The organism is Sphingomonas segetis, from assembly GCF_009720245.1.
GTDB lineage: Bacteria > Pseudomonadota > Alphaproteobacteria > Sphingomonadales > Sphingomonadaceae > Sphingomicrobium > Sphingomicrobium segetis.
Genome location: NZ_WJSQ01000042.1, coordinates 1 through 18,339 on the forward strand (window position 1 = coordinate 1; position 18,339 = coordinate 18,339).

At 66.2% G+C, this 18,339-nt stretch carries 20 protein-coding genes; 9 read left to right on the forward strand and 11 right to left on the reverse strand.

Annotated features, from left to right (window positions below):
* Positions 1–75: 75 nt before the first annotated feature.
* From GH737_RS06035 to serS, 3 genes are all read right to left on the reverse strand, one after another.
* The gene (locus GH737_RS06035; RefSeq protein ID WP_155263951.1) at positions 76–759 is read right to left on the reverse strand and encodes an ImuA family protein; all 684 of its coding nucleotides are present in this window, start codon (positions 757–759) and stop codon (positions 76–78) included.
* Positions 760–893: 134 nt separating this feature from the next.
* On the reverse strand, positions 894–1,505 hold the full coding sequence (locus tag GH737_RS06040; RefSeq protein ID WP_196233009.1) for an alpha/beta fold hydrolase: 612 nt from the start codon (positions 1,503–1,505) through the stop codon (positions 894–896).
* 104 nt (positions 1,506–1,609) lie between these two features.
* Positions 1,610–2,869: a serine--tRNA ligase gene (serS, locus tag GH737_RS06045; protein WP_155263953.1), complete on the reverse strand. Its 1,260-nt coding sequence runs from the start codon at positions 2,867–2,869 to the stop codon at positions 1,610–1,612.
* A 71-nt stretch (positions 2,870–2,940) separates the two neighbouring features.
* On the opposite strand from serS, the gene GH737_RS06050 reads away from it, so the two are divergent.
* Positions 2,941–3,897 (forward strand): DUF808 domain-containing protein, encoded by a 957-nt coding sequence (locus GH737_RS06050; protein ID WP_155263954.1) that lies wholly within the window; start codon positions 2,941–2,943, stop codon positions 3,895–3,897.
* Here GH737_RS06050 and GH737_RS06055 read toward each other — a convergent pair.
* Positions 3,894–4,406, reverse strand: a complete 513-nt coding sequence (locus tag GH737_RS06055) for a flavin reductase family protein (protein WP_230558658.1) — start codon at positions 4,404–4,406, stop codon at positions 3,894–3,896. The two genes, GH737_RS06050 and GH737_RS06055, sit on opposite strands and share 4 nt — an antisense overlap.
* A 74-nt stretch (positions 4,407–4,480) precedes the next feature.
* On the opposite strand from GH737_RS06055, the gene GH737_RS06060 reads away from it, so the two are divergent.
* Positions 4,481–6,619 (forward strand): prolyl oligopeptidase family serine peptidase, encoded by a 2,139-nt coding sequence (locus GH737_RS06060; RefSeq protein ID WP_155263956.1) that lies wholly within the window; start codon positions 4,481–4,483, stop codon positions 6,617–6,619.
* On the opposite strand, the gene GH737_RS06065 is transcribed toward GH737_RS06060, so the two are convergent.
* The 3 genes from GH737_RS06065 to GH737_RS06075 all read right to left on the reverse strand — a co-directional run bounded on the left by GH737_RS06065 (position 6,616) and on the right by GH737_RS06075 (position 8,090).
* A complete protein-coding gene (locus GH737_RS06065; RefSeq protein WP_155263957.1) occupies positions 6,616–7,386 on the reverse strand; it encodes a phenylalanine 4-monooxygenase in 771 nt (256 codons plus the stop codon). The genes GH737_RS06060 and GH737_RS06065 overlap by 4 nt on opposite strands.
* Before the next feature lie 201 nt (positions 7,387–7,587).
* The gene (locus GH737_RS06070; RefSeq protein WP_420853423.1) at positions 7,588–7,740 is read right to left on the reverse strand and encodes a Flp family type IVb pilin; all 153 of its coding nucleotides are present in this window, start codon (positions 7,738–7,740) and stop codon (positions 7,588–7,590) included.
* A gap of 98 nt (positions 7,741–7,838) precedes the next feature.
* The gene (locus tag GH737_RS06075; protein ID WP_155263958.1) at positions 7,839–8,090 is read right to left on the reverse strand and encodes a 4a-hydroxytetrahydrobiopterin dehydratase; all 252 of its coding nucleotides are present in this window, start codon (positions 8,088–8,090) and stop codon (positions 7,839–7,841) included.
* Positions 8,091–8,149: 59 nt separating this feature from the next.
* Between GH737_RS06075 and hppD the strand changes: the two genes are divergently transcribed.
* From hppD to paaD, 3 genes are read left to right on the forward strand one after another with little or no spacing between them, the layout of a single operon-like run.
* Positions 8,150–9,241 carry a 4-hydroxyphenylpyruvate dioxygenase gene (gene hppD, locus GH737_RS06080; RefSeq protein ID WP_155263959.1) on the forward strand — a complete coding sequence of 364 codons (1,092 nt, stop codon included), beginning with the start codon at positions 8,150–8,152 and terminating at the stop codon, positions 9,239–9,241.
* Between the two features lie 5 nt (positions 9,242–9,246).
* Positions 9,247–10,449: a 3-oxoadipyl-CoA thiolase gene (pcaF, locus tag GH737_RS06085; protein ID WP_155263960.1), complete on the forward strand. Its 1,203-nt coding sequence runs from the start codon at positions 9,247–9,249 to the stop codon at positions 10,447–10,449.
* A 10-nt stretch (positions 10,450–10,459) separates the two neighbouring features.
* Entirely contained in the window at positions 10,460–10,927 is a 468-nt protein-coding gene (gene paaD / locus GH737_RS06090) for a 1,2-phenylacetyl-CoA epoxidase subunit PaaD (RefSeq protein WP_155263961.1), read from the forward strand.
* A 30-nt stretch (positions 10,928–10,957) separates the two neighbouring features.
* On the opposite strand, the gene dgoD is transcribed toward paaD, so the two are convergent.
* Both dgoD and GH737_RS06100 read right to left on the reverse strand, forming a co-directional pair.
* Complete coding sequence (dgoD, locus tag GH737_RS06095; protein ID WP_155263962.1) at positions 10,958–12,109, reverse strand: galactonate dehydratase; 1,152 nt, start codon at positions 12,107–12,109, stop codon at positions 10,958–10,960.
* The gene (locus GH737_RS06100) at positions 12,106–13,383 is read right to left on the reverse strand and encodes a family 1 glycosylhydrolase (RefSeq protein WP_155263963.1); all 1,278 of its coding nucleotides are present in this window, start codon (positions 13,381–13,383) and stop codon (positions 12,106–12,108) included. The genes dgoD and GH737_RS06100 overlap by 4 nt, the downstream gene beginning before the upstream one ends.
* 158 nt (positions 13,384–13,541) lie before the next feature.
* Here GH737_RS06100 and GH737_RS06105 point away from each other — a divergent pair, with 158 nt between their 5' ends.
* The 4 genes from GH737_RS06105 to GH737_RS06120 all read left to right on the forward strand — a co-directional run bounded on the left by GH737_RS06105 (position 13,542) and on the right by GH737_RS06120 (position 16,812).
* Positions 13,542–14,423: a 2-dehydro-3-deoxygalactonokinase gene (locus GH737_RS06105; protein WP_155263964.1), complete on the forward strand. Its 882-nt coding sequence runs from the start codon at positions 13,542–13,544 to the stop codon at positions 14,421–14,423.
* 1 nt (position 14,424) lies between these two features.
* Positions 14,425–15,054 carry a 2-dehydro-3-deoxy-6-phosphogalactonate aldolase gene (locus GH737_RS06110; RefSeq protein ID WP_155263965.1) on the forward strand — a complete coding sequence of 210 codons (630 nt, stop codon included), beginning with the start codon at positions 14,425–14,427 and terminating at the stop codon, positions 15,052–15,054.
* A complete protein-coding gene (locus GH737_RS06115) occupies positions 15,051–15,980 on the forward strand; it encodes a Gfo/Idh/MocA family protein (RefSeq protein WP_155263966.1) in 930 nt (309 codons plus the stop codon). The genes GH737_RS06110 and GH737_RS06115 overlap by 4 nt, the downstream gene beginning before the upstream one ends.
* A gap of 79 nt (positions 15,981–16,059) precedes the next feature.
* Positions 16,060–16,812, forward strand: coding sequence for a Crp/Fnr family transcriptional regulator (locus GH737_RS06120; RefSeq protein WP_155263967.1), 753 nt, complete (start codon positions 16,060–16,062; stop codon positions 16,810–16,812).
* Between the two features lie 14 nt (positions 16,813–16,826).
* Here GH737_RS06120 and GH737_RS06125 read toward each other — a convergent pair whose 3' ends face one another.
* Both GH737_RS06125 and pyrC read right to left on the reverse strand, forming a co-directional pair.
* Positions 16,827–17,321, reverse strand: coding sequence for an Hcp family type VI secretion system effector (locus tag GH737_RS06125; RefSeq protein ID WP_155263968.1), 495 nt, complete (start codon positions 17,319–17,321; stop codon positions 16,827–16,829).
* Positions 17,322–17,371: 50 nt separating this feature from the next.
* The coding region (pyrC, locus tag GH737_RS06130; protein ID WP_155263969.1) for a dihydroorotase at positions 17,372–18,339 on the reverse strand (968 nt) is incomplete at its 5' end.

Here is an 18,339-nt window from a genome sequence, read left to right on the forward strand (position 1 = left end):
CGTGTCGCAGCGGCTTTGGTCACCGCATGGATGACCGGCCCGTGCGCACCCTCGACGGTGAGGACGACCGGCGCGTCAGGCGGTGAGTCGGCGCTCCTCGCCCAGCGCTCGATCGCCAGGTGCGGCAACCAGATGGAAGCGATCCGCTTCATGGCCGACCGTCCACCGTCCCGGCGGCATTCCCCGAGCTCGGAACAGCTCGGCGTCCCACGCCGGCGCTCCCGGAGCGCGCGAGTCGAGATCGTTGGCGCGCGACGGCGCGCTCGCGATCCGCCAGCGCATGCGCGCTCCGCTCAGATTGGCGTGGCCACCCAGCCGAATCAAAAAGGCGGCCACGCCAGACCGCTCCGAAGCGACGGCAAGCCGCCGCGTCGCGGTGAAATCGAGCGCTTTGGGGTCGCCCCGGAGCTCGCCGATCACGGCGGAAAGGCCTGAGCATCTCAGGCCCTCCTCCATGGCCCACAGCGCATCGCGCGCGTCGCGCGCCTCGACATGGATGAAATCGTGTCCGGGCAGCCCCGGCGGGTGCACCCGCCCGCTCTCGAGGATCGCCATGCGCTCCTGCACCCACAGCAGCGGCTTCCGGGTGCCGAGCTGCGCGAGCAGGAACCCCGCCCAGCCGCCGTCGCGCGGCTGCACGGCGAACAGCTCGGAGAGGGTGGGACTGGGCGGCGCAGGCAGCTGCCAGCGCTCGCCCAACCCGCTGGGGAGCTGGCGAATTTCGGCCGCACGGCTTCCGCCGTCGGCGACCAGGGACAAGCCTCCTGCCACACGACTCACAACGTTTTTGTTCTACTTTTGTTCTTGTCGTGCGACTCGCAGGCAGGAGTCAATGGCGCGACTCGCAGTCGTCGCCCGCCTTCTGGTTATGCCTTCAAAAGGCAGGCCCCGGCTCAAGGCCGGGATGAGGAACGCTCGACCTCTTTCAGGAACAGGTCGATCTCGCGCGCGACCCGCTGCCCCGCCTTGGCCGATACACCGAACGCCATGTGGTTGCAGCGCATTTCGACCGCCTTGTCGCGCTCGCCCTCGAGCCCGCGCGCGGCGCGCGGTGCGATGATTCCGTCCTTCCGCGACCAGATGGCGAGCGTCGGAACCGGCGGCTTGTCCGGAAAGTGCGGCACCGGCGGGTTGTCGACCGCGTGCCCCGCTACCCATTCGTAGAGCCGCCAGACATTGTTCATGTGCGGGTCGCCCGAGAAGGGCGAACCGAGCGTCACCACCGCGCGCACCAGATCGGGCACATCGCGCGCGACCTCGCGGCCCATCACGCCGCCGAGGCTCCACCCGACGACCAGCACCGGCCGGCCGTCGTGGATCACCTCGAGCCGCTGCCGCAGGTGGCGGAGCACGTCCGGGTGCGCGCCCCTGTTGAGCCCGAGGTCCCACGGATAGGTGCGCCAGCCCGCTTCTGCGAGCGAATGGCGAAGCGCGCTGCACGTCCTGTCGGACGCGACGAAGCCGGGGATCACATAGGCGGGCGGGCCGTCCTCGGGCCCGATCACCGACACCTCACCGGCACCGCGGAGCAGCCGCGGCAGCAGCCATGCGGCCTCCGTGAACCGCCTCCAGCCGGGCGGCGGCTTGTCGTCGCCGGTGAAACGGTATTTCAGAGCAGTTCGCTCCCCATCAGCTCCTGCAGCGCCTTGGGCAGCTTCACGCGCCCCTCCTCGGTCTGATGGTTCTCGAGCAAAGGCACGAGGATCCGCGGGCTCGCCAGCGCGGTGTTGTTGAGCGTGTGCGCGAACCGCACCTTTCCGTCGCCCCCGCGGTAGCGGATGTTCGCGCGCCGCGCCTGCCAGTCGTGGAGCGTCGAGCAGCTGTGCGTCTCGCGATATTTCTGAAGACTAGGCACCCAGCTCTCGATGTCGTTCATGCGAAATTTGCCAAGGCCCATGTCGCCGGTCGAGGTCTCGATCACCTGATAGGGAATCTCCAGCGCCTGAAGCAGCAGCTCGGCCTGTTGAAGCAGCTGCGCGTGCCAATTCGCCGATTCTGCTTCGTCGGCCTGACACACGACATATTGCTCGACCTTCACGAATTGATGGACCCGCAGAAGCCCGCGCACGTCCTTGCCCGCGCTCCCGGCCTCGCGCCGGAAGCAGGGCGAGAAGCCGGCGTAGAGGATCGGCAGCCTGTCGGCTTCGACGATCTCACCCGCGTGGAGCGAGGTCAGCACCACCTCGGCGGTCCCCGCGAGCCACAGATCGTCGTTGGGAAGCTCGTACGTCTCCTCCCGGTGCCCCGGGAACTGGCCCTGGTTGAGGAACGCCTGCTCGCGCGCGATCGCGGGGACCGTGATCGGCGTGAAACCGGCGTTCGCGATTCGCTCCAGCGCCCAGCCCATCAGCTTGGTCTCGAGCAGCGCCAGCGCGCCCTTGAGGCAATAGGTGCGGCTCCCCGACACCTGAGTCACCCGCGACAAATCGCCCCAATTGTTCCTCTCGATCAGTGCGACATGGTCGAGCGGCTCGAAGTCGAATTTCGGCGGCTCGCCCACGGTGCGGATGACGGTGTTGTAGCTTTCGTCGGGGCCGACGGGCGCACCGTCGAAGGGAATGCCGGGAAGCTTCAGCATCAGCGCCTTGAGCTCGGCTTCCTTGACCGACAGCTCGCCTTCCAGCGCGGATGCGCGGGCGCCGGCTTCCTTGGCCTGGCGCCCAAGCTCCGCCTTCGCTTCCGGCGCCGCGTCCTTGAACTTCGCGCTCATCGCGTTGCGCTCGGTGCGCAGCCGATCGATCTCGGTCTTGGCCGCACGCACCTCGGCATCGAGCGCCAGCAGGCCCTCGAGATCTAACTCGACGCCCTTGTCGCGGATTGCCCGCTCGACCGTCGCTCGGTTCGCCTTGACGAAGTCCAGTGCCAGCATGGGCGCTTGCCTAGCCGAACGGCAGACAGAGGCAAGTTGCGCGCGCGGTGCTGTTCGGCCAAGGGCCGCCGATGCCCTCCGGCCTCATTGCCCTGCTCGACGATGTTGCGACCATCGCCAAGCTCGCCGCCGCCTCGCTCGACGACGTCGCCGGCGCCGCCGGGAGGGCGGGCACCAAGGCGGCGGGGGTGGTCATTGACGATACGGCGGTGACGCCGCGTTACGTCGTCGGTCTGGCGCCGGAGCGCGAGCTTCCCATCATCGGCAAGATCGCCTGGGGCAGCCTCAAGAACAAGATTCTGTTCATCCTTCCGGTAGCGCTGCTGCTCACCGCATTCCTCCCTTTCCTCACCACCCCCCTGCTGATGATCGGCGGCGCCTATCTCGCCTTCGAGGCAACCGAGAAGATCCTCGAGAAATTGCTCCACGAGCACGAGCACGAGGAGCAGCTGGTCGACGCGATGGTCGACCCGGTCGAGCTCGAGAAACTTCAGGTGAAGGGCGCAATCCGCACCGACTTCATTCTCTCGGCGGAGATCATGGCGATCGCGCTCGCCAGCCTCGAGCATCTCACCTTGCTCACCACCGCGCTCGCGCTGGTCGCCGTCGCACTCGCGATCACCGCGGGCGTTTACGGCTCGGTGGCGTTGATCGTGAAGCTCGACGACATCGGCGTCCACATGGCGCAGCGCAGCAGCTCCACCTCGCGCTCGATCGGCGAGACGCTCGTCCGCGTCGTCCCAACGCTGCTGACGGGACTGGCGGCGGTCGGCACCGCGGCGATGCTGTGGGTCGGCGGCGGGATCCTGCTCCACGGCTTCGAGGAGCTGCATCTCGCCGGTCCGATCCCGCATTGGGTCCACCAGGCCGCGCACGCAGCGGGCGAAGCGACGGGCGCCTTCGGAGGTGTCGTGGCGTGGCTGGTGGTGGCGCTCGCCGGGGCGGTCGTCGGGATCGTCATCGGCGGGATCATCGTGGCGATCGTCCGCCGCTTCACGAAGCACCCGGAGGAATTGATCGTCGACTAGTCGAAGTGGAGGCGGCGGTAGCGGCCGCGGAAGAACAGCAGCGGGTCCACCGTCGCGTCGAAGCTCGCCTTGATCACCTGCCCTACAAGGATGTGGTGATCGCCGCCGTCATAAACGGCGTAGCGCTCGCATTCGAACACGCACAGGGATTCCTCGAGGATCGGCGCGCCCGCTTCGCCGCGCGACCAGGGCGTGCACCCGAACCGGTCTTCGGTCCGCGTCGAAAACGTCATCGAGGCCGGCTGCTGCTCCGTTTGCAGCACGTTGATCGCGAAATGCGACGCCCCGATCAGCGCGGGCGCGCTCGCGGCCATCTTGTGCAGGCACACGAGAAGCAGCGGCGGGTCCAGCGAAACCGAGGTGAAGCTGTTGACGGTCAGTCCCGCAGGCCGCTCTTTCTCGTCGATGCAGGTGACGACGGTGACGCCGGTCGCGAAGCAACCGAGCGCGTCGCGCAGCGTCCTCGGGTCGTGGCCGCTGCGATATTCGCCCTTCGTCGTCTCCACCATGCATTTGGCTATAGCGCCCTCGACTGCCATTGCGAGGAGCGATAGCGGGGTTCCGAGCAGAGGAGGGAGTTTCCATGAATCAAGCGGCGCGTGCATTGCTGGCGGTCGGAATTGTGGCGGCGGCGGTGCCTGCCACGGCTGCGGCGCCGTCGGCAGACCCCAACCTGTACCTCGAACAGGTCGACGGTGCGCGCGCGCTCACCAAGGTCAAGGCATGGAATGCGGCGACCCGCGCCGTGCTCGAAAACCAGCCCGGTTTCGCAGACTATCGGGCCAAGGCGCTGGCGCTTCTTTCCACCAACCAGAAGATCGCCGAGCCGGACCAGATCCTCGGCGAAAAAGTCCTGAATTTCTGGCAGGACGAACAGCATCCGCGCGGCATATGGCGGGTGTCGCCGCTCTCGGCCTTCGCCTCGGGGAAACCCGAGTGGCGGACGCTGCTCGACATCGACGCGATGAGCAGGGCCGACAACAAGAAGTGGGTGTTCAAGGGCGCAACCTGCCTGTCGCCGGCCTATGTCGACTGTCTCGTCAGCCTCTCGAACGGCGGCGGCGACGCGGTCGAGGTGCGCGAGTTCGACCTTGCCAAGGCGCAGTTCATCGAGGGCGGGTTCTTCCTGCCCACTGCCAAGAGCGACGTGTCGTGGGCAGGCCCCGACGCGCTCTTCGTCGGCACCGATTTCGGGCCGGGAACGCTCACCGATTCGGGCTATCCGCGCGTCGCCAAACTCTGGCGCCGCGGCACAAAGCTGACCGGCGCGACAAAGCTCGCCGAAGGCGAGAAGAGCGACGTGTCCGTGTCCGCCTACACGATGGTCGACGGCGACCGGACGTGGCCGATCGTCAACCGCGCGATGGACTTCTACCATCACAAGATCAGCCATCTCGCCGACAGCGGCCAGCTGATCCCGTCGCCGCTGCCCGACGACGCCGACATCGTCGACGTGCTCGACGGCCGCGTCGTCGCGTCGCTGAAGACGTCGTGGGAGGGCCGGCCGGCCGGCGCGCTGGTCGCTTATTCGATCCCGGACCTGCTCGCAGGGAAAGCGCCCGCGATCGAAACCGTGCTCGTGCCCAACGAGCATCAGGCGGTCGAGGAAGTCTCCGCCAGCAAGTCGAAGCTGTGGGTCAAATATCTCGAAGACGTCTCGGGCCGGCTAACGGCGCTCACCCGAGCTGCAGATGGCAGCTGGAGCGCCAGCCCCGTCGCGCTTCCCGACAAGTCGACGATCCACCTCAACGCGGCAGCGGGCAGTGCTGACCTCGCCTTCGCCACCGTCGAAGGCATGCTGACGCCGCCCACATTATATCGCGTCGAGCCGGCCGCGCAGCCCGCGCCGATCCAGGCGCTTCCCCCTCAGTTCGACGCCTCGAACATGGTCGTCGAGCAGCATTTCGCGACCTCTCCCGACGGAACGAAAATTCCCTATTTCCTCGTCCATCGCAAGGACGTGACCGGCCCCGTCCCCGTGCTGATGCACGCTTATGGCGGGTTCGAGGTTGCGCAGACCCCGAGCTATCTCGTGCACGAGCCCTATCGCTCGGGCCCGCTCGCGCTGTTCTGGGTGGAGCAGGGCAATGCCTATGTGCTCGCCAACATCCGCGGCGGCGGCGAGTACGGGCCCAAGTGGCACAATGCGGTGCTGCGCGAAAATCGCCAGAAAGCCTATGACGATCTTTACGCCGTTGCCGGCGACCTGATCGCGCGCGGGATCACGCAGAATGGCCGCATTGCAGTCTCTGGCCGCTCGAACGGCGGGCTGCTGGCATCGGTCGCGATCACGCAGCATCCGGATCTGTTCGGCGGCGCGATCATCGGCTCGCCGTTGGTCGACATGAAGCGCTATTCGCACTTGCTGGCGGGCGCCTCGTGGATGGGCGAGTACGGCAACCCCGACATCCCCGGCGACTGGGCGTTCATCAGCAAATATTCGCCCTACCAGAATTTGAAGCGCGGCGTCGATTACCCGGTGCCGTTCATCTACACCTCGACCCGCGACGACCGCGTCCACCCGGGCCACGCGCGCAAGCTCGCGGCGCGGCTGGAGAATTACGGCGACAAGTTCTTCTACGACGAGGCGATCGAGGGCGGGCACGCCGCCGGCATCGTGCCGGAGGAGGATGCGCAGCGTGTAGCCTTGGAAGCGGTCTATCTGAACTTGGTGCTGCCGCAGCAGGCCCCGGCAGTCACCCCTACCGAGCGCGGCCGCTAGAGGTCGAGCAACTCTTCGGGCGCCAACGCCAGCACCTCGGCGATCGTCCGCTCGAGCGATTTGGAGACGAGGTAGCGGGGCTGGAAGGCGTTATGCCTGTAGGGCGTGTTGACCGCGCGCTCGACCGAGAACGGCAGCCGCTCGACTTCATCGCTTTCAAGGCTGAGGTGCGACTCGCCGAAGCTCGAGGCGAGGCCCGCGCCGAGGATCTTGAGCTCGCCATGCTCGTTCGCAAGGCCGAACTCGACGCTGTGCCAGTAAAGCCGCGCAGCTTTGTGTCCCTGGTCGGCGGCGATCGCAGCGCAGCCGAGCTCGCCGACGTGGCGCGTCATCTCGGCATAGTCATGGTGCGCGAGCATCGGGATGTGCCCGAACATATCGTGGAAGCAGTCGGGCGCTTCGAGGTAATCGAGCTGGTCGCGGGTGCGGATGAAATTGCCGACCGGGAACACCCGCTCCGAAAGCATAGCGAAGAAGATGTTGTCGGGAACAAGCCCCGGTACCGCGACGGTGCGCCAGCCGGTGCGCGGCTGGAGGATCGCGTTGAGCCCTTCGACATCGGGAACGCCGGGGTGCGCCAGCCTGAGCAGATCGATCCCGTCAAGGAAAGGCGAGACGATCCGGGTGCCGAGCAGTTCCACCTGCCGGGCGAACAGCAGGTCCCACACCGCATGGTTGTCGCCGGTGAAGGATTCCCAGCATTGCGGGACGACATAATCCTGCCACCGCCGCACCGGCTGGTCCCTGGCAATCGTCTCCTGAAGCATCTTCTCGTCCTTTCGAGAACAACAAAAAACCCGCCGAGCGGGGGCTGGCGGGTCGAGGTCGGTTCGGATGTCGCTCAGGCGCGCGTCAGCCGGTCCCAACCTCGTCGGGATAATAGTAGCTGCGAAGTGCGTCGCTGCGATTCATTGCGCCTCGAATATGACAGTCGCCGCCTGAACGATCAATGGCCGCCGAAGTGCCGATCAGTTCAGCTTGGTGCCGACATTGTTGTACATCGTGCCGATCTTGCCTCCGAGGCCGTTCATTGCCGCGATCGCGGCGATCGAGATCAGCGACGCGACCAGCGCATATTCGATCGCAGTGGCTCCGTCCTCGCATCGGAGAAGTTTCGTCAACCCACGCATCGCCCTCTCCCGCTCAATCATTCGGCGCCTCAAACGGGCTGCGGGCGATTTTCCGCTATAAGGCGCTGCCAAACCCTTTTGCGACATGGTTAACGGACGAGTCGGCCGATCGCTTCGGCAAGCCGCACGTCGCGCTCGGTGACTCCACCCGCGTCGTGGCTCGTCAGGCGGAAGTCGACCCGGTTCCACACGCTGGTGAATTCGGGATGGTGGTCCTGCTTCTCCGCGTGCAGCGCGACGCGGGTGAGAAAACCGAAGGCCTCGCTGAAATCCTTGAACTCGAACCTGCGCACCAGCGCCTTGCCGCCCTCTTCGAGCGTCCATCCCTCGGGTGTGTCCATGTCATGCCTCCTTGAAATGCCGGCGCCTCGGGCGCAGTTGGGCCGCAAAGGAGATAGCGATGGCGACCCAGCTTGCCGAGGAAAAGAGCGTCCTCGGGCTCGACAACCCGATGGGCACCGACGGGTTCGAGTTCGTCGAATATACCGCGCCCGACATCGAGCTTCTGCGCTCCTTGTTCACCAAAATGGGCTTCCCCGAGGTCGCCCGGCACAAGAGCAAGGACGTCACCCTGCACAAGCAGGGCGACTGCAACTTCATCATCAATGCCGAACCGGGCAGTTACGCCGAGGAATATGCAAATGCGCATGGGCCGAGCGCCTGCGCGATGGCCTTCCGGGTCAAGGATGCCAAGGTTGCTCACGAGCGGGCGCTGAAGCTCGGCGCGACCGACGTCGACGTGAAGCGCGCCGACGGCGAGCTCGACATCCCCGCGATCGAGGGAATCGGCGGCTCGCGCCTCTTCTTCGTCGACCGCTACGGCGAGAATGGCTCGATTTACGAGGTCGACTTCGACTTTCATCCCGACTGGCAGCAGCGGATGGCCGAGGCGGATTCGAAGCTCACGTACATCGATCACCTGACGCACAACGTGAACCGCGGCCGCATGGCGCATTGGGCCGACTTCTACGAGCGGCTCTTCAATTTCCGCGAGATCCGTTACTTCGACATCGAGGGCAAGCAGACCGGCCTGTTCTCCAAGGCGATGACCTCGCCCTGCGGCAAGATCCGCATTCCGCTGAACGAGAGCCAGGACGACAAGAGCCAGATCGAGGAGTTCCTGCGCGAATATAAAGGCGAGGGAATCCAGCACATCGCGCTCGGCACTTCGGACATCTACCAGGCGGTCGACATCATCCGCGGCCGCGGAATCCCGTTCCAGGACACGCCCGACACCTATTACGAGATGCTCCCGACCCGCATCCAGGGTCATGAGGAAAGTATCCCCGAGCTGGAGAAGCGCCGCATCCTGATGGACGGCGCGCCGACCGAGGGGCAGGGGCTGCTGCTGCAGATCTTCACCCAGAACGTGATCGGCCCGATCTTTTTCGAGATCATCCAGCGCAAGGGCAACGAGGGCTTCGGCGAAGGCAATTTCAAGGCGCTCTTCGAAAGCATCGAGCTCGACCAGATGCGCCGCGGGGTTCTCTGAGGCGAATGACCGAAGCCTATATCTGCGACTACATCCGCACGCCGATCGGGCGCTACGGAGGCGCGCTGGCACACGTCCGCGCCGACGACCTCGCGGCCATTCCGATCAAGGCGCTGATCGACCGCAATCCGGGTGTGGACTGGTCGGAGATCGACGACGTGGTCCTTGGCTGCGCAAACCAGGCCGGCGAGGACAATCGCAACCTCGCGCGCATGGCGGGGCTGCTCGCAGGATTGCCGGACAGCTCGGGCGGAGTGACTCTCAACCGCCTCTGCGGCTCCGGCCTCGACGCGGTGGCGATGGCGGCGCGCGCGATCCGCGGCAGCGAGGCCGACCTGATCGTCGCCGGCGGTTCGGAAAGCATGAGCCGTGCGCCCTTTGTCATGGCCAAGGCGACCAGCGCCTTCGACCGCAATGCCGAGATGTACGACACGACCATCGGCTGGCGCTTCGTCAATCCGAAAATGAAGTCGGCCTACGGCGACGACACCATGCCGAGCACCGGCGAGAATGTCGCGCAGGAGTTCCAGGTCAGCCGCGAGGACCAGGACGCCTTCGCGCTGCGCAGTCAGCGGAAGGCTGCTGCCGCGCAGGCGAACGGGCGGCTGGCGGCCGAGATCGTCCCAGTCGAGATCCCGCAGCGCAAGGGCGAGCCGCTCGTGGTCGACAAGGACGAGCACCCGCGGTCGACGAGCATGGAAGCGCTGGCGAAGCTGAAGCCAATCGTCCGCCCGGACGGCACGGTTACTGCCGGCAATGCCTCCGGCGTCAACGACGGCGCCGCCGCGCTGATCATCGCCAGCGAGGACGCCGCAAAGCGCAACGGCCTGACTCCCAAGGCGCGCGTGCTCGGCGCAGCGGTCGCCGGAGTCGCGCCTCGCATCATGGGCATCGGCCCCGCTCCGGCGAGCGAGAAGCTGATGAAGCGGCTCGGCCTCAAGATCGGCGACTTCGACGTGATCGAACTCAACGAGGCTTTCGCCGCCCAAGGGCTCGCAGTTCTGCGCCAGCTCGGCCTTGCCGACGATGCGGCACAGGTAAACCCCAACGGCGGGGCGATCGCGCTTGGTCATCCGCTCGGCATGTCCGGAGCGCGGCTCGCGCTCTCCGCCACCGAAGAGCTGCGGCGGACCGGCGGCCGGCTCGCGCTCGCGACCATGTGCATCGGCGTCGGCCAGGGAATCGCGCTCGCGCTCGAACGGGTGTAAACTCGTCCGCATGGGCGCGGTCGTGGAAAAGACTTTGGACGAAGCGGCGATCATGGCCGTGCTCGAGACGATTCCGGACCCGGAGATTCCGGTCCTGACCATCACCGATCTCGGAATTGTCCGGGGCATCGCCGACCATCCGCCGCGGGTGCTGATCAGCCCCACTTACACTGGCTGTCCGGCGACCGTCGCGATCGAAATGATGATCCGCGACGCGCTCGACGCCGCCGGGTTCGAAGACGTGCACATCGAACGCGTGCTGTTCCCGCCGTGGAGCACGGACTGGATGACCGAGCGCGGCCGCGAGCGCCTCAAGGCCTACGGAATCGCCCCGCCCAGCCCGTCGGAAACGGCGGAATGCCCGCAATGCGGATCGCCCGATACCGAGGAGGTCAGCCGTTTCGGCTCGACTCCGTGCAAGGCCCAGTGGCGCTGCAAGTCCTGCCTCGAGCCGTTCGAGCGGTTTAAGTGCCACTGAAATACCCCGCTTTCCCGAATCTTTGCACCCTCACCACTCCGCGAAGCTGCCGTCGCTGGTGCGCCACACCGGGTTGCGCCAGCGGTGGCGGTCCTTGTCGGCTTCGCGCACCGCGGCCTCGTCGATGTCGACCCCGAGCCCCGGCCCTTCCGGCACCGGCAGATAGCCGTCAATCGGGGTCAGCGGCGCCTTGTCGGTGCAGAAGTTGAGCAGGTCGTGTCCGCCGGTGTTGTAGTGGATGCCGAGGCTGATTTCCTGGATGGCATGGTTGGGCGTGCAGGCGGCGATCTGCAGGCACGCCGCGAGCGCGAGCGGCCCGAGCGGGCAGTGCGGGGCGACGGCGATGTCATAGGCTTCGGCCATGGCCGCAATCTTGCGTACCTCGAGGATCCCGCCGGCATGGCTGAGGTCGGGCTGGATGATGTCCACGGTGCCGCGCTCGAACACCGGCTTGAATTCCCAGCGCGTGTAGAGCCGCTCGCCGAGCGCGATCGGAGTCGACACGAGGCTGGCGATCTCCCTCAGCCCTTCCGGGTTCTCCGATAGCAGCGGCTCCTCGATGAACAGCAGTCCGAGCGGTTCGAGCGCCTTGGCCAGCTGCTTCGCCAGCGGCCGGTGAACGCGCCCGTGGAAGTCGAGGCCGACGTCCATCCCCTGCGCCTGTGCCGCGGCGACGCGCTCGATCACGTCGTCGAACGCTCTTGGCGTGCCCAGCCAGTCCATCTCGGCGGTGGCGTTCATCTTGACCGCGGTGAAGCCCTGGTTCTTGCGCACCTCGGCGGCGGCGGCGATCTCGCTCGGCCGGTCGCCGCCGATCCACGCGTACGAGCGGACGCGGGTGCGCACCTTGCCGCCGAGCATCTGCCACACCGGCAGCCCGAGCGCGCGCCCCTTGAGATCCCACAGCGCCTGCTCGAGCCCCGACAGCGCCGACATGAGCACGGCGCCGCCGCGATAGAAGCCGCCGCGGAAGCCGACCTGCCAGACGTCCTCGATGTCGAATGGGTCGGCGCCGATGAAGCGGTCGCGAAAAGCCTCGAACACGCCGTCGACCGCTTCGGCCCAGCCTTCGAGGCTCGCTTCGCCCCAGCCGAACGCGCCGTCTTCGGCCTCGACGCGGACGAACAGCCATCGCGGCGGCGCGAAGAAGGTTTCGATCCTGGCGATCTTGCGCTGGCTCATGCTTCCGCGCCGCTCGCCTGGGCGCCACCATCGAGCATGCGCCCTGCCGCGTCGTCATCCCCGTCGGGCTGGGCGCTGACTTTCTTGATCGGCACCACCAGGCAGACGCTGGAAGCCGGCAGCACGTTCCGCCAATCGGCGATCAGCTGCTTGTAGGCCCGCCCGACGTTGCGGATGCGGCGGTCGAGATCGAACAGGCCGAGCGGGTTCACATTGCCGTTCTGCTCGCGAAGCGCAGTGTCCCAGTCGACCTGGTCGGTCAGGCTGTACCAGGTGAAGCCGACGGTCGGGATGCCGACGTTGCGCAGGCGCAGGACGTTGGCCCATTCCTTCCACAGCCATTTGACCGCTTCATCGCCGTGCGGGCCTTCCCACAGGTTGGTCTCGGTGTGCATCACGGGGAGGCCGTAGCGGCTGTAATATTGGCGCGTGATCTCGGTGTAGCCGAAGGTCTCGCCGGCGGCGACGGTATGGCCGTCGGCGAACACGCGGTGCTCGTTGAGCTGGTAATAATCGTTGCCGAAGATGCAGTGCTGCTTGAGCCGGTGCTCGAGGAACCACTCATATTCCTCGCGGGTCATGCCGTTGTCGAGCAGATACTGGTACATGCCGCTGTCGACGCGCCGGCCGTAGTTGAGGTCGAGCGACAGGAAGCGCATCTGGTTCAGGACTTCGGCGCGGCCGATCGCGCCCGGCGAATCGGCGTGATAATATTCCGACGATTCCGACTGGATGAAAATCGCGTCGTGGCGGCGCTTGAGGATTTCGATCATCCCCATGACATTCGCCTTCACCAGATGCTTGAGCGCGGTAACGAACGACTTGTCGTCCTTCTTCTGCTCGTTCCACCAGCCGTATTTGGCGGAGAAGACCGCGCAGATGAACATCTCGTTGATCGGCGTGTAAAGCTGGACCCACGGGTAGCGTTCGGCGAACTCGCCGGCATAAGCGGCGAACAGCCGCGGGAAGTCGGGGTTCTGGAAATTCTCGATCCAGTCCGGAACCCCGAAATGGCAGAGGTCGACGATCGGCGTGATCTCGCGCCGCCTGAGCTCGGCGAAGGTGAGGTCGGCGAATTCCCAGTCGAACTTGCCGGGGCCGAGATAGGTTTTGTGAATCGGCGGACCGTAGCGGAGATAATTGATTCCGATTTCCTGGACACAGTCGAAATCCTCCCGCCACCGCTCGTAGTGGCCGCACACGGCCATTTCGTCGATGCGGGTCTTGCCGTGATTGATCGTCGGGATGCTGTTTTCGATCCCGGTCGCGAACATGAAGTTGGCGATGGGTCACTCTCCTACGGCGTTGCTGTTTCACTGACGGGTCCCCGCTTGGACCGGCGCTGGCGCTCGATAGCGGCACTCGCGCAAAAACGAAAACCTCGGGAGCCATGTCGCATCCGCGAGGTTTTCCGGTAATGGGCGGAAAAAGCATGCGCTGGGCAGATGGTTTCATTGCGGTCGACTGGGGCACGACCAACCGTCGCGCCTATCTGGTCGATTCCGACGGACGGCAGGCCGGCGAGTTCGAGGACGCCAGGGGCGTCCTGTCTCTCGAGCCCGCCGATTTCCCGGCCGCGGTCGCGGAAATACGGCAGAAGCTCGGCGACAAGCCGCTGCTGCTCGCCGGGATGATCGGATCGAACCGCGGCTGGAAGGACGCACCTTACGTGCCGTGCCCGGCTTCGATCGACGACCTGGTGGCGAAGCTCGTCTGGGTTGGAGAGCGCGAGGCGATCGTCCCGGGCCTGTCCTATCTTGGTGATGGGCGCGCCGATGTCATGCGCGGCGAGGAAGTGCAGCTGCTCGGCGGCGTGGCGGCCGGGCTCGTCGATTCGAACGCTTTGGTCTGCCACCCGGGCACGCACAACAAGTGGACGGTGCTTCACCAGGCGCGGATCCACAGCTTCCGCACGGTGATGACCGGTGAGCTGTTCAGCCTCCTCAAGGAGCACAGCATCCTCTCCGACCTGCTCCAGGGCACGGTAGGTGACGACGACGTGTTCCGGAACGCGGCCCGTCATGCCGTTTTCAACGAATCCCTGCCGGCGGAGCTTTTCTCGGTGCGCGCGAGCGTGCTGCTCGGCCAGATGAAGAAGGAAGATGCAGCGTCCCACGCGAGCGGGCTATTGATCGGCACGGACGTCCGCATCGGACTTGCCGTCCCGACGGGCGCGCAAGTCGTCGTCATGGGCCGGCCCGAGCTCACGCGGCTGTATGCCGCCGCGCTCGGGCAGGCGAACCGCGAAGCGATCGAGCTCGATGGTGAACAATGCTTCGTCGCGGGCATTCAAGAGATAGCGAAGAGGATCTGACGTGAGCGCGAAAGAGCTGCTGCATCGCTGTCTCGATGAATGCCCGTTGATCGCGATCGTTCGCGGCATCGCCGTAGAGGAGGCGGAGGCGATCGGCGATGCGGTGCGCGAAGCCGGGATCCGAATCATCGAGGTGCCGCTGAATTCGCCCGACCCGTTGGTCAGCATCGAGCGGCTCGCCAGACGGCTGGGCGATTCGATGCTCGTCGGCGCAGGCACCGTGCTGACGGTGCGGCAGGTCGCGGACGTGAAGCAGGCTGGCGGCCGGTTGATTGTCTCTCCGGACACCAACGCCGACGTCATCGCCGCGACCGCGTCCGCGGGGATGGTTTCCTGCCCCGGCTATTTCACGCCCTCGGAAGCGTTCAGGGCGCTCGAGTCCGGCGCGACCGCGCTCAAAATCTTTCCCGCGGAGGGGGCCAGCCCAGCGGTGCTGAAGGCGCACCTCGCGGTCCTTCCCAGGGACGTTCGCGTTCTCGCGGTCGGCGGCATACAGCCTGACAACATGCGGCCGTGGCTCGACGCCGGCGCCGGCGGCTTCGGCCTGGGCTCGGGCCTCTACAAGCCGGGACGGTCAGCCGCCGAGACGCTCGAAAGGGCGCGCGCCTATGTCGCGGGTGCGAGGCGATGAAGCCGATCAGGATCGCCATCATCGGCTACGGCAAGATCGCGGCGGACCAGCATGTGCCATCGATCGTGGCCAACGGCCGTTTGGAGCTGGTCGCGAGCTCGAGCCGCTCCGGCCAGGGCGTCGGGCGGAAATTCACCGACTGGCGCGAGCTGGTCCGCAGTATCGAGGGCCTCGAGGCGGTGGCGATCACGACCCCGCCGGCGCCGCGCTACCTGATCGCGCGCGCTTGCATCGAGGCGGGCCTCCACTGCCTGCTGGAAAAGCCGCCGACTGTCGGGCTCGCCGAGATCGCGGACCTCGACTGCCTCGCCCAGGCGCGCGGCGTCACCTTGTTCACCACCTGGCACGCGCAGCACCATGCCACGGTCGAAGCGGCCGCCCGGGCGCTCGCTGGTAAGCGCATCGCGTCGATGGCGATTCACTGGCACGAGGACGTCCATAAATGGCATCCCGGCCAGCAATGGATCTGGGAGCCGGGCGGGTTCGGCGTGTTCGACCCCGGCATCAACGCTTTCTCGATCGCGACGAAAATTTTCCCCGGCTCGCTGTTCGTCCAGTCCGCGGACCTCAGCATCCCGGAGGATGCGCAAACCGCCATCGCCGCCGACGTCACCTTTTACAGCCCCCAAGCCGACGGCCCGCTCACCGCCAGCCTCGACTGGCGCCGGACCGAGGGCGAAGAATGGACGATCGCGGTCGAGGCCAGCGACGGCACCAAAGTACGCCTCGAGGACGGCGGCGCCCGGCTGATCCTCAACGGCGAGGCAAGCGCCGACAGCGGGGTCGGCGAATATCCCGATATCTACCGCACTTTCCTCGACCTCATCGACGAGCGCCGCAGCCTCGTCGACGTCGCGCCGCTTCGTCTCGTGGCGGACTGCCTGCTGGTCGGCGGGCGCAGGATCGTCGAAGCCGTCAACGGCTGATGGAGCAAACCCGTCCTGCCTGCATTATCCCACGGACTCGCAGTCGTAACGACATTGCTGCGGACTTTCGGAATTGCACATGGCGCAGGTGACTACAGACGAGCTTATCCAGGCCGACCAGACATTCGCGGGAAACCGCCTGCTCTCGACCTTTTCGCGCGATGCGCGGGCGCTGGTCGAACCGTTCGGCACCCTCGTCGAGCTAGAGCCGGGCGAGGCCGTTCTGAAGTGCGGCGAGCAGGTCCACTCGACCTTTTTCCCGGTCGGACGGACGATGGTTTCGATGGTCGTCGAAATGGGGCCCGGCCGTTCGGTCGAAGTGGCCTCGATCGGCACCGAAGGTGCTGTCGGCGGGATCGTCAGTTGCGGCCATGCACCGGCCTTCGCCCGCGCCGAGGTGCTCGTCGCCGGGACTGCTTTCAAAGTGCCGATGCAGGCGCTCGAGGACGCCAAGGCCCGCTCGCCGTTCATCGCCAACCTCTTCTGCCGCTATTCGGACTATCTGCTTTCGACAGTGATGCAGTCGGTCGCCTGCAACGCTTTCCACTCGATCACTGAGCGCGCGGCGCGCTGGCTGCTCCACGTGCAGGACCGTGCCGGCGACCGGATCGAGCTGACTCAGGAGGCCTTCGCCGGGCTGCTCGGAGTCCAGCGCACGACGGTGAACGCCGTCGTCAAGGAGCTTGCGGGCGAAGGCCTGATCGTCACCCGTCGCGGCACCCTGCGGGTGATCGATCGAGTCGGCCTCGAGCACCGTGCCTGCCCCTGCTACGAGCGGCTGGCCGATCATTATGCCGCCGTCATTGGCCCGAGTGGCAGTGGGGGCGGCTGATCGCTCAGCGCGAATCAGTCGTTCGACTGATTGGATTTCGTCTTCGTCTTGATGACCGCCGCCGAAGTCTGCGCCGCGCCGCACAATCCGTCGGTGTTGGCGAGCGACAACTCGGTCCAGCCGTCGGCCGCGACGCGCTCGTTGCCCTTGAGCTTTTTCACATCATAGGTCGGCCTGAGCGCGGTCAGCTGCGGCGAAGCGGCTTCCCATTTCCTTACCAACGTAAGCGGCTTGTGCATGCGCTTGCCGGTGGCCATTCCGCTCGCTGAATCGCGAGGTTTCATTTCGTACGAAGCCTGCTCCAGCTTCCCGCCCGAGCAGACCAGCTTGATATAGGCATCGTCCGGCAGCCCGTCGCCATCGAGGTCGCCGGCATGGACGTCGAGATAATAGGGGGCCTCGCTGGTCTGGCCGACCGAGACGATGGTCAGCGTCTGCCAGTCGTCACTCGCCATCGTCTTGCCGTCGGTCGGCCCTGCCGCAACGGCCAAAAGTGCAAGGATCAACATGGGTCGTCCCCCTTCGGCTGAAGGCACGAAGAATGCGCCTCTTCACGACCTCAGGCAAGCAGGCGCCAGGGCAGCGTCTCGCCGGCATGGAACGGCACCAGTTCGATGCCCTCGGCTTCGATCCGCTCCGAAACGCGCACGTCTTCGCGTTGGAGCGTGACACGACTCTCGTTGAGCGGCAGGCCGTAAAAGCGCGCGCCGTTCACCGACGCGAACGCTTCCAGCCTGCCGAGCGCATGCTCTTCCTCGAATATCGCCGCATAGCTTTCCAGCGCGAACGGGGCATTGAAAATGCCGGCGCAGCCGCAGGCCGCTTCCTTGGCATGCCGCGGATGCGGCGCGCTGTCGGTGCCGAGGAAGAATTTGGGCGAGGCGGAAGTCGCGGCCTTGCGCACCGCCAGCCGGTGCTTTTCGCGCTTGGCGACCGGCAGGCAGTAAGCGTGGGGCCGCAGCCCGCCGGCGAACATGGCATTGCGGTTGAGGATGAGGTGCTGCGGCGTGACCGTGGCGGCGATGGCCGGGCCGGCGCTCTCCACGAACTGTGCCGCTTGTGCCGTCGAGATGTGCTCCAGCACGATCTTCAGTTCCGGAAAATCGCCGACTACTGGTTCCAGCACCCGCTCGATGAACACCGCCTCGCGGTCGAACACGTCGACTTCGGGATCGGTGACTTCGCCGTGGACGCACAGCACCATCCCGATCGCCTGCATCCGCTCGAGCACCGGAGCGATGTTGCGGATGTCCGTCACGCCGCTTGCGCTGTTGGTCGTCGCGCCCGCCGGATAAAGCTTGGCCGCCACCCACGACCCGTCGTCGAAACCGCGCGCGATCGCGTCCGGCTTGGTGTCGTCGGTGAGGTAACAGGTCATCAGCGGGGTGAAGCCCGGCCCCGCCGCGGCGACGATCCGCTCGCGATAGGCGGCAGCGGCGTCGGGCGTCGTCACCGGGGGCACGAGATTGGGCATCGCGATCGCGCGTGCAAACTGCCGCGCCGTCCAGGGCGCGACCGCGCGCAGCA

Coding starts and splice junctions, on each gene's coding strand:
- serS (WP_155263953.1), bottom strand. CDS start 2,869: ATGCTGGCACTGGACTTCGTCAAGGCGAACCGAGCGACGGTCGAGCGG.
- GH737_RS06050 (WP_155263954.1), top strand. CDS start 2,941: ATGCCCTCCGGCCTCATTGCCCTGCTCGACGATGTTGCGACCATCGCC.
- GH737_RS06055 (WP_230558658.1), bottom strand. CDS start 4,406: ATGGTGGAGACGACGAAGGGCGAATATCGCAGCGGCCACGACCCGAGG.
- GH737_RS06060 (WP_155263956.1), top strand. CDS start 4,481: ATGAATCAAGCGGCGCGTGCATTGCTGGCGGTCGGAATTGTGGCGGCG.
- GH737_RS06065 (WP_155263957.1), bottom strand. CDS start 7,386: ATGCTTCAGGAGACGATTGCCAGGGACCAGCCGGTGCGGCGGTGGCAG.
- GH737_RS06075 (WP_155263958.1), bottom strand. CDS start 8,090: ATGGACACACCCGAGGGATGGACGCTCGAAGAGGGCGGCAAGGCGCTG.
- hppD (WP_155263959.1), top strand. CDS start 8,150: ATGGCGACCCAGCTTGCCGAGGAAAAGAGCGTCCTCGGGCTCGACAAC.
- pcaF (WP_155263960.1), top strand. CDS start 9,247: ATGACCGAAGCCTATATCTGCGACTACATCCGCACGCCGATCGGGCGC.
- paaD (WP_155263961.1), top strand. CDS start 10,460: ATGGGCGCGGTCGTGGAAAAGACTTTGGACGAAGCGGCGATCATGGCC.
- dgoD (WP_155263962.1), bottom strand. CDS start 12,109: ATGAGCCAGCGCAAGATCGCCAGGATCGAAACCTTCTTCGCGCCGCCG.
- GH737_RS06100 (WP_155263963.1), bottom strand. CDS start 13,383: ATGTTCGCGACCGGGATCGAAAACAGCATCCCGACGATCAATCACGGC.
- GH737_RS06105 (WP_155263964.1), top strand. CDS start 13,542: ATGCGCTGGGCAGATGGTTTCATTGCGGTCGACTGGGGCACGACCAAC.
- GH737_RS06115 (WP_155263966.1), top strand. CDS start 15,051: ATGAAGCCGATCAGGATCGCCATCATCGGCTACGGCAAGATCGCGGCG.
- GH737_RS06120 (WP_155263967.1), top strand. CDS start 16,060: ATGGCGCAGGTGACTACAGACGAGCTTATCCAGGCCGACCAGACATTC.
- GH737_RS06125 (WP_155263968.1), bottom strand. CDS start 17,321: ATGTTGATCCTTGCACTTTTGGCCGTTGCGGCAGGGCCGACCGACGGC.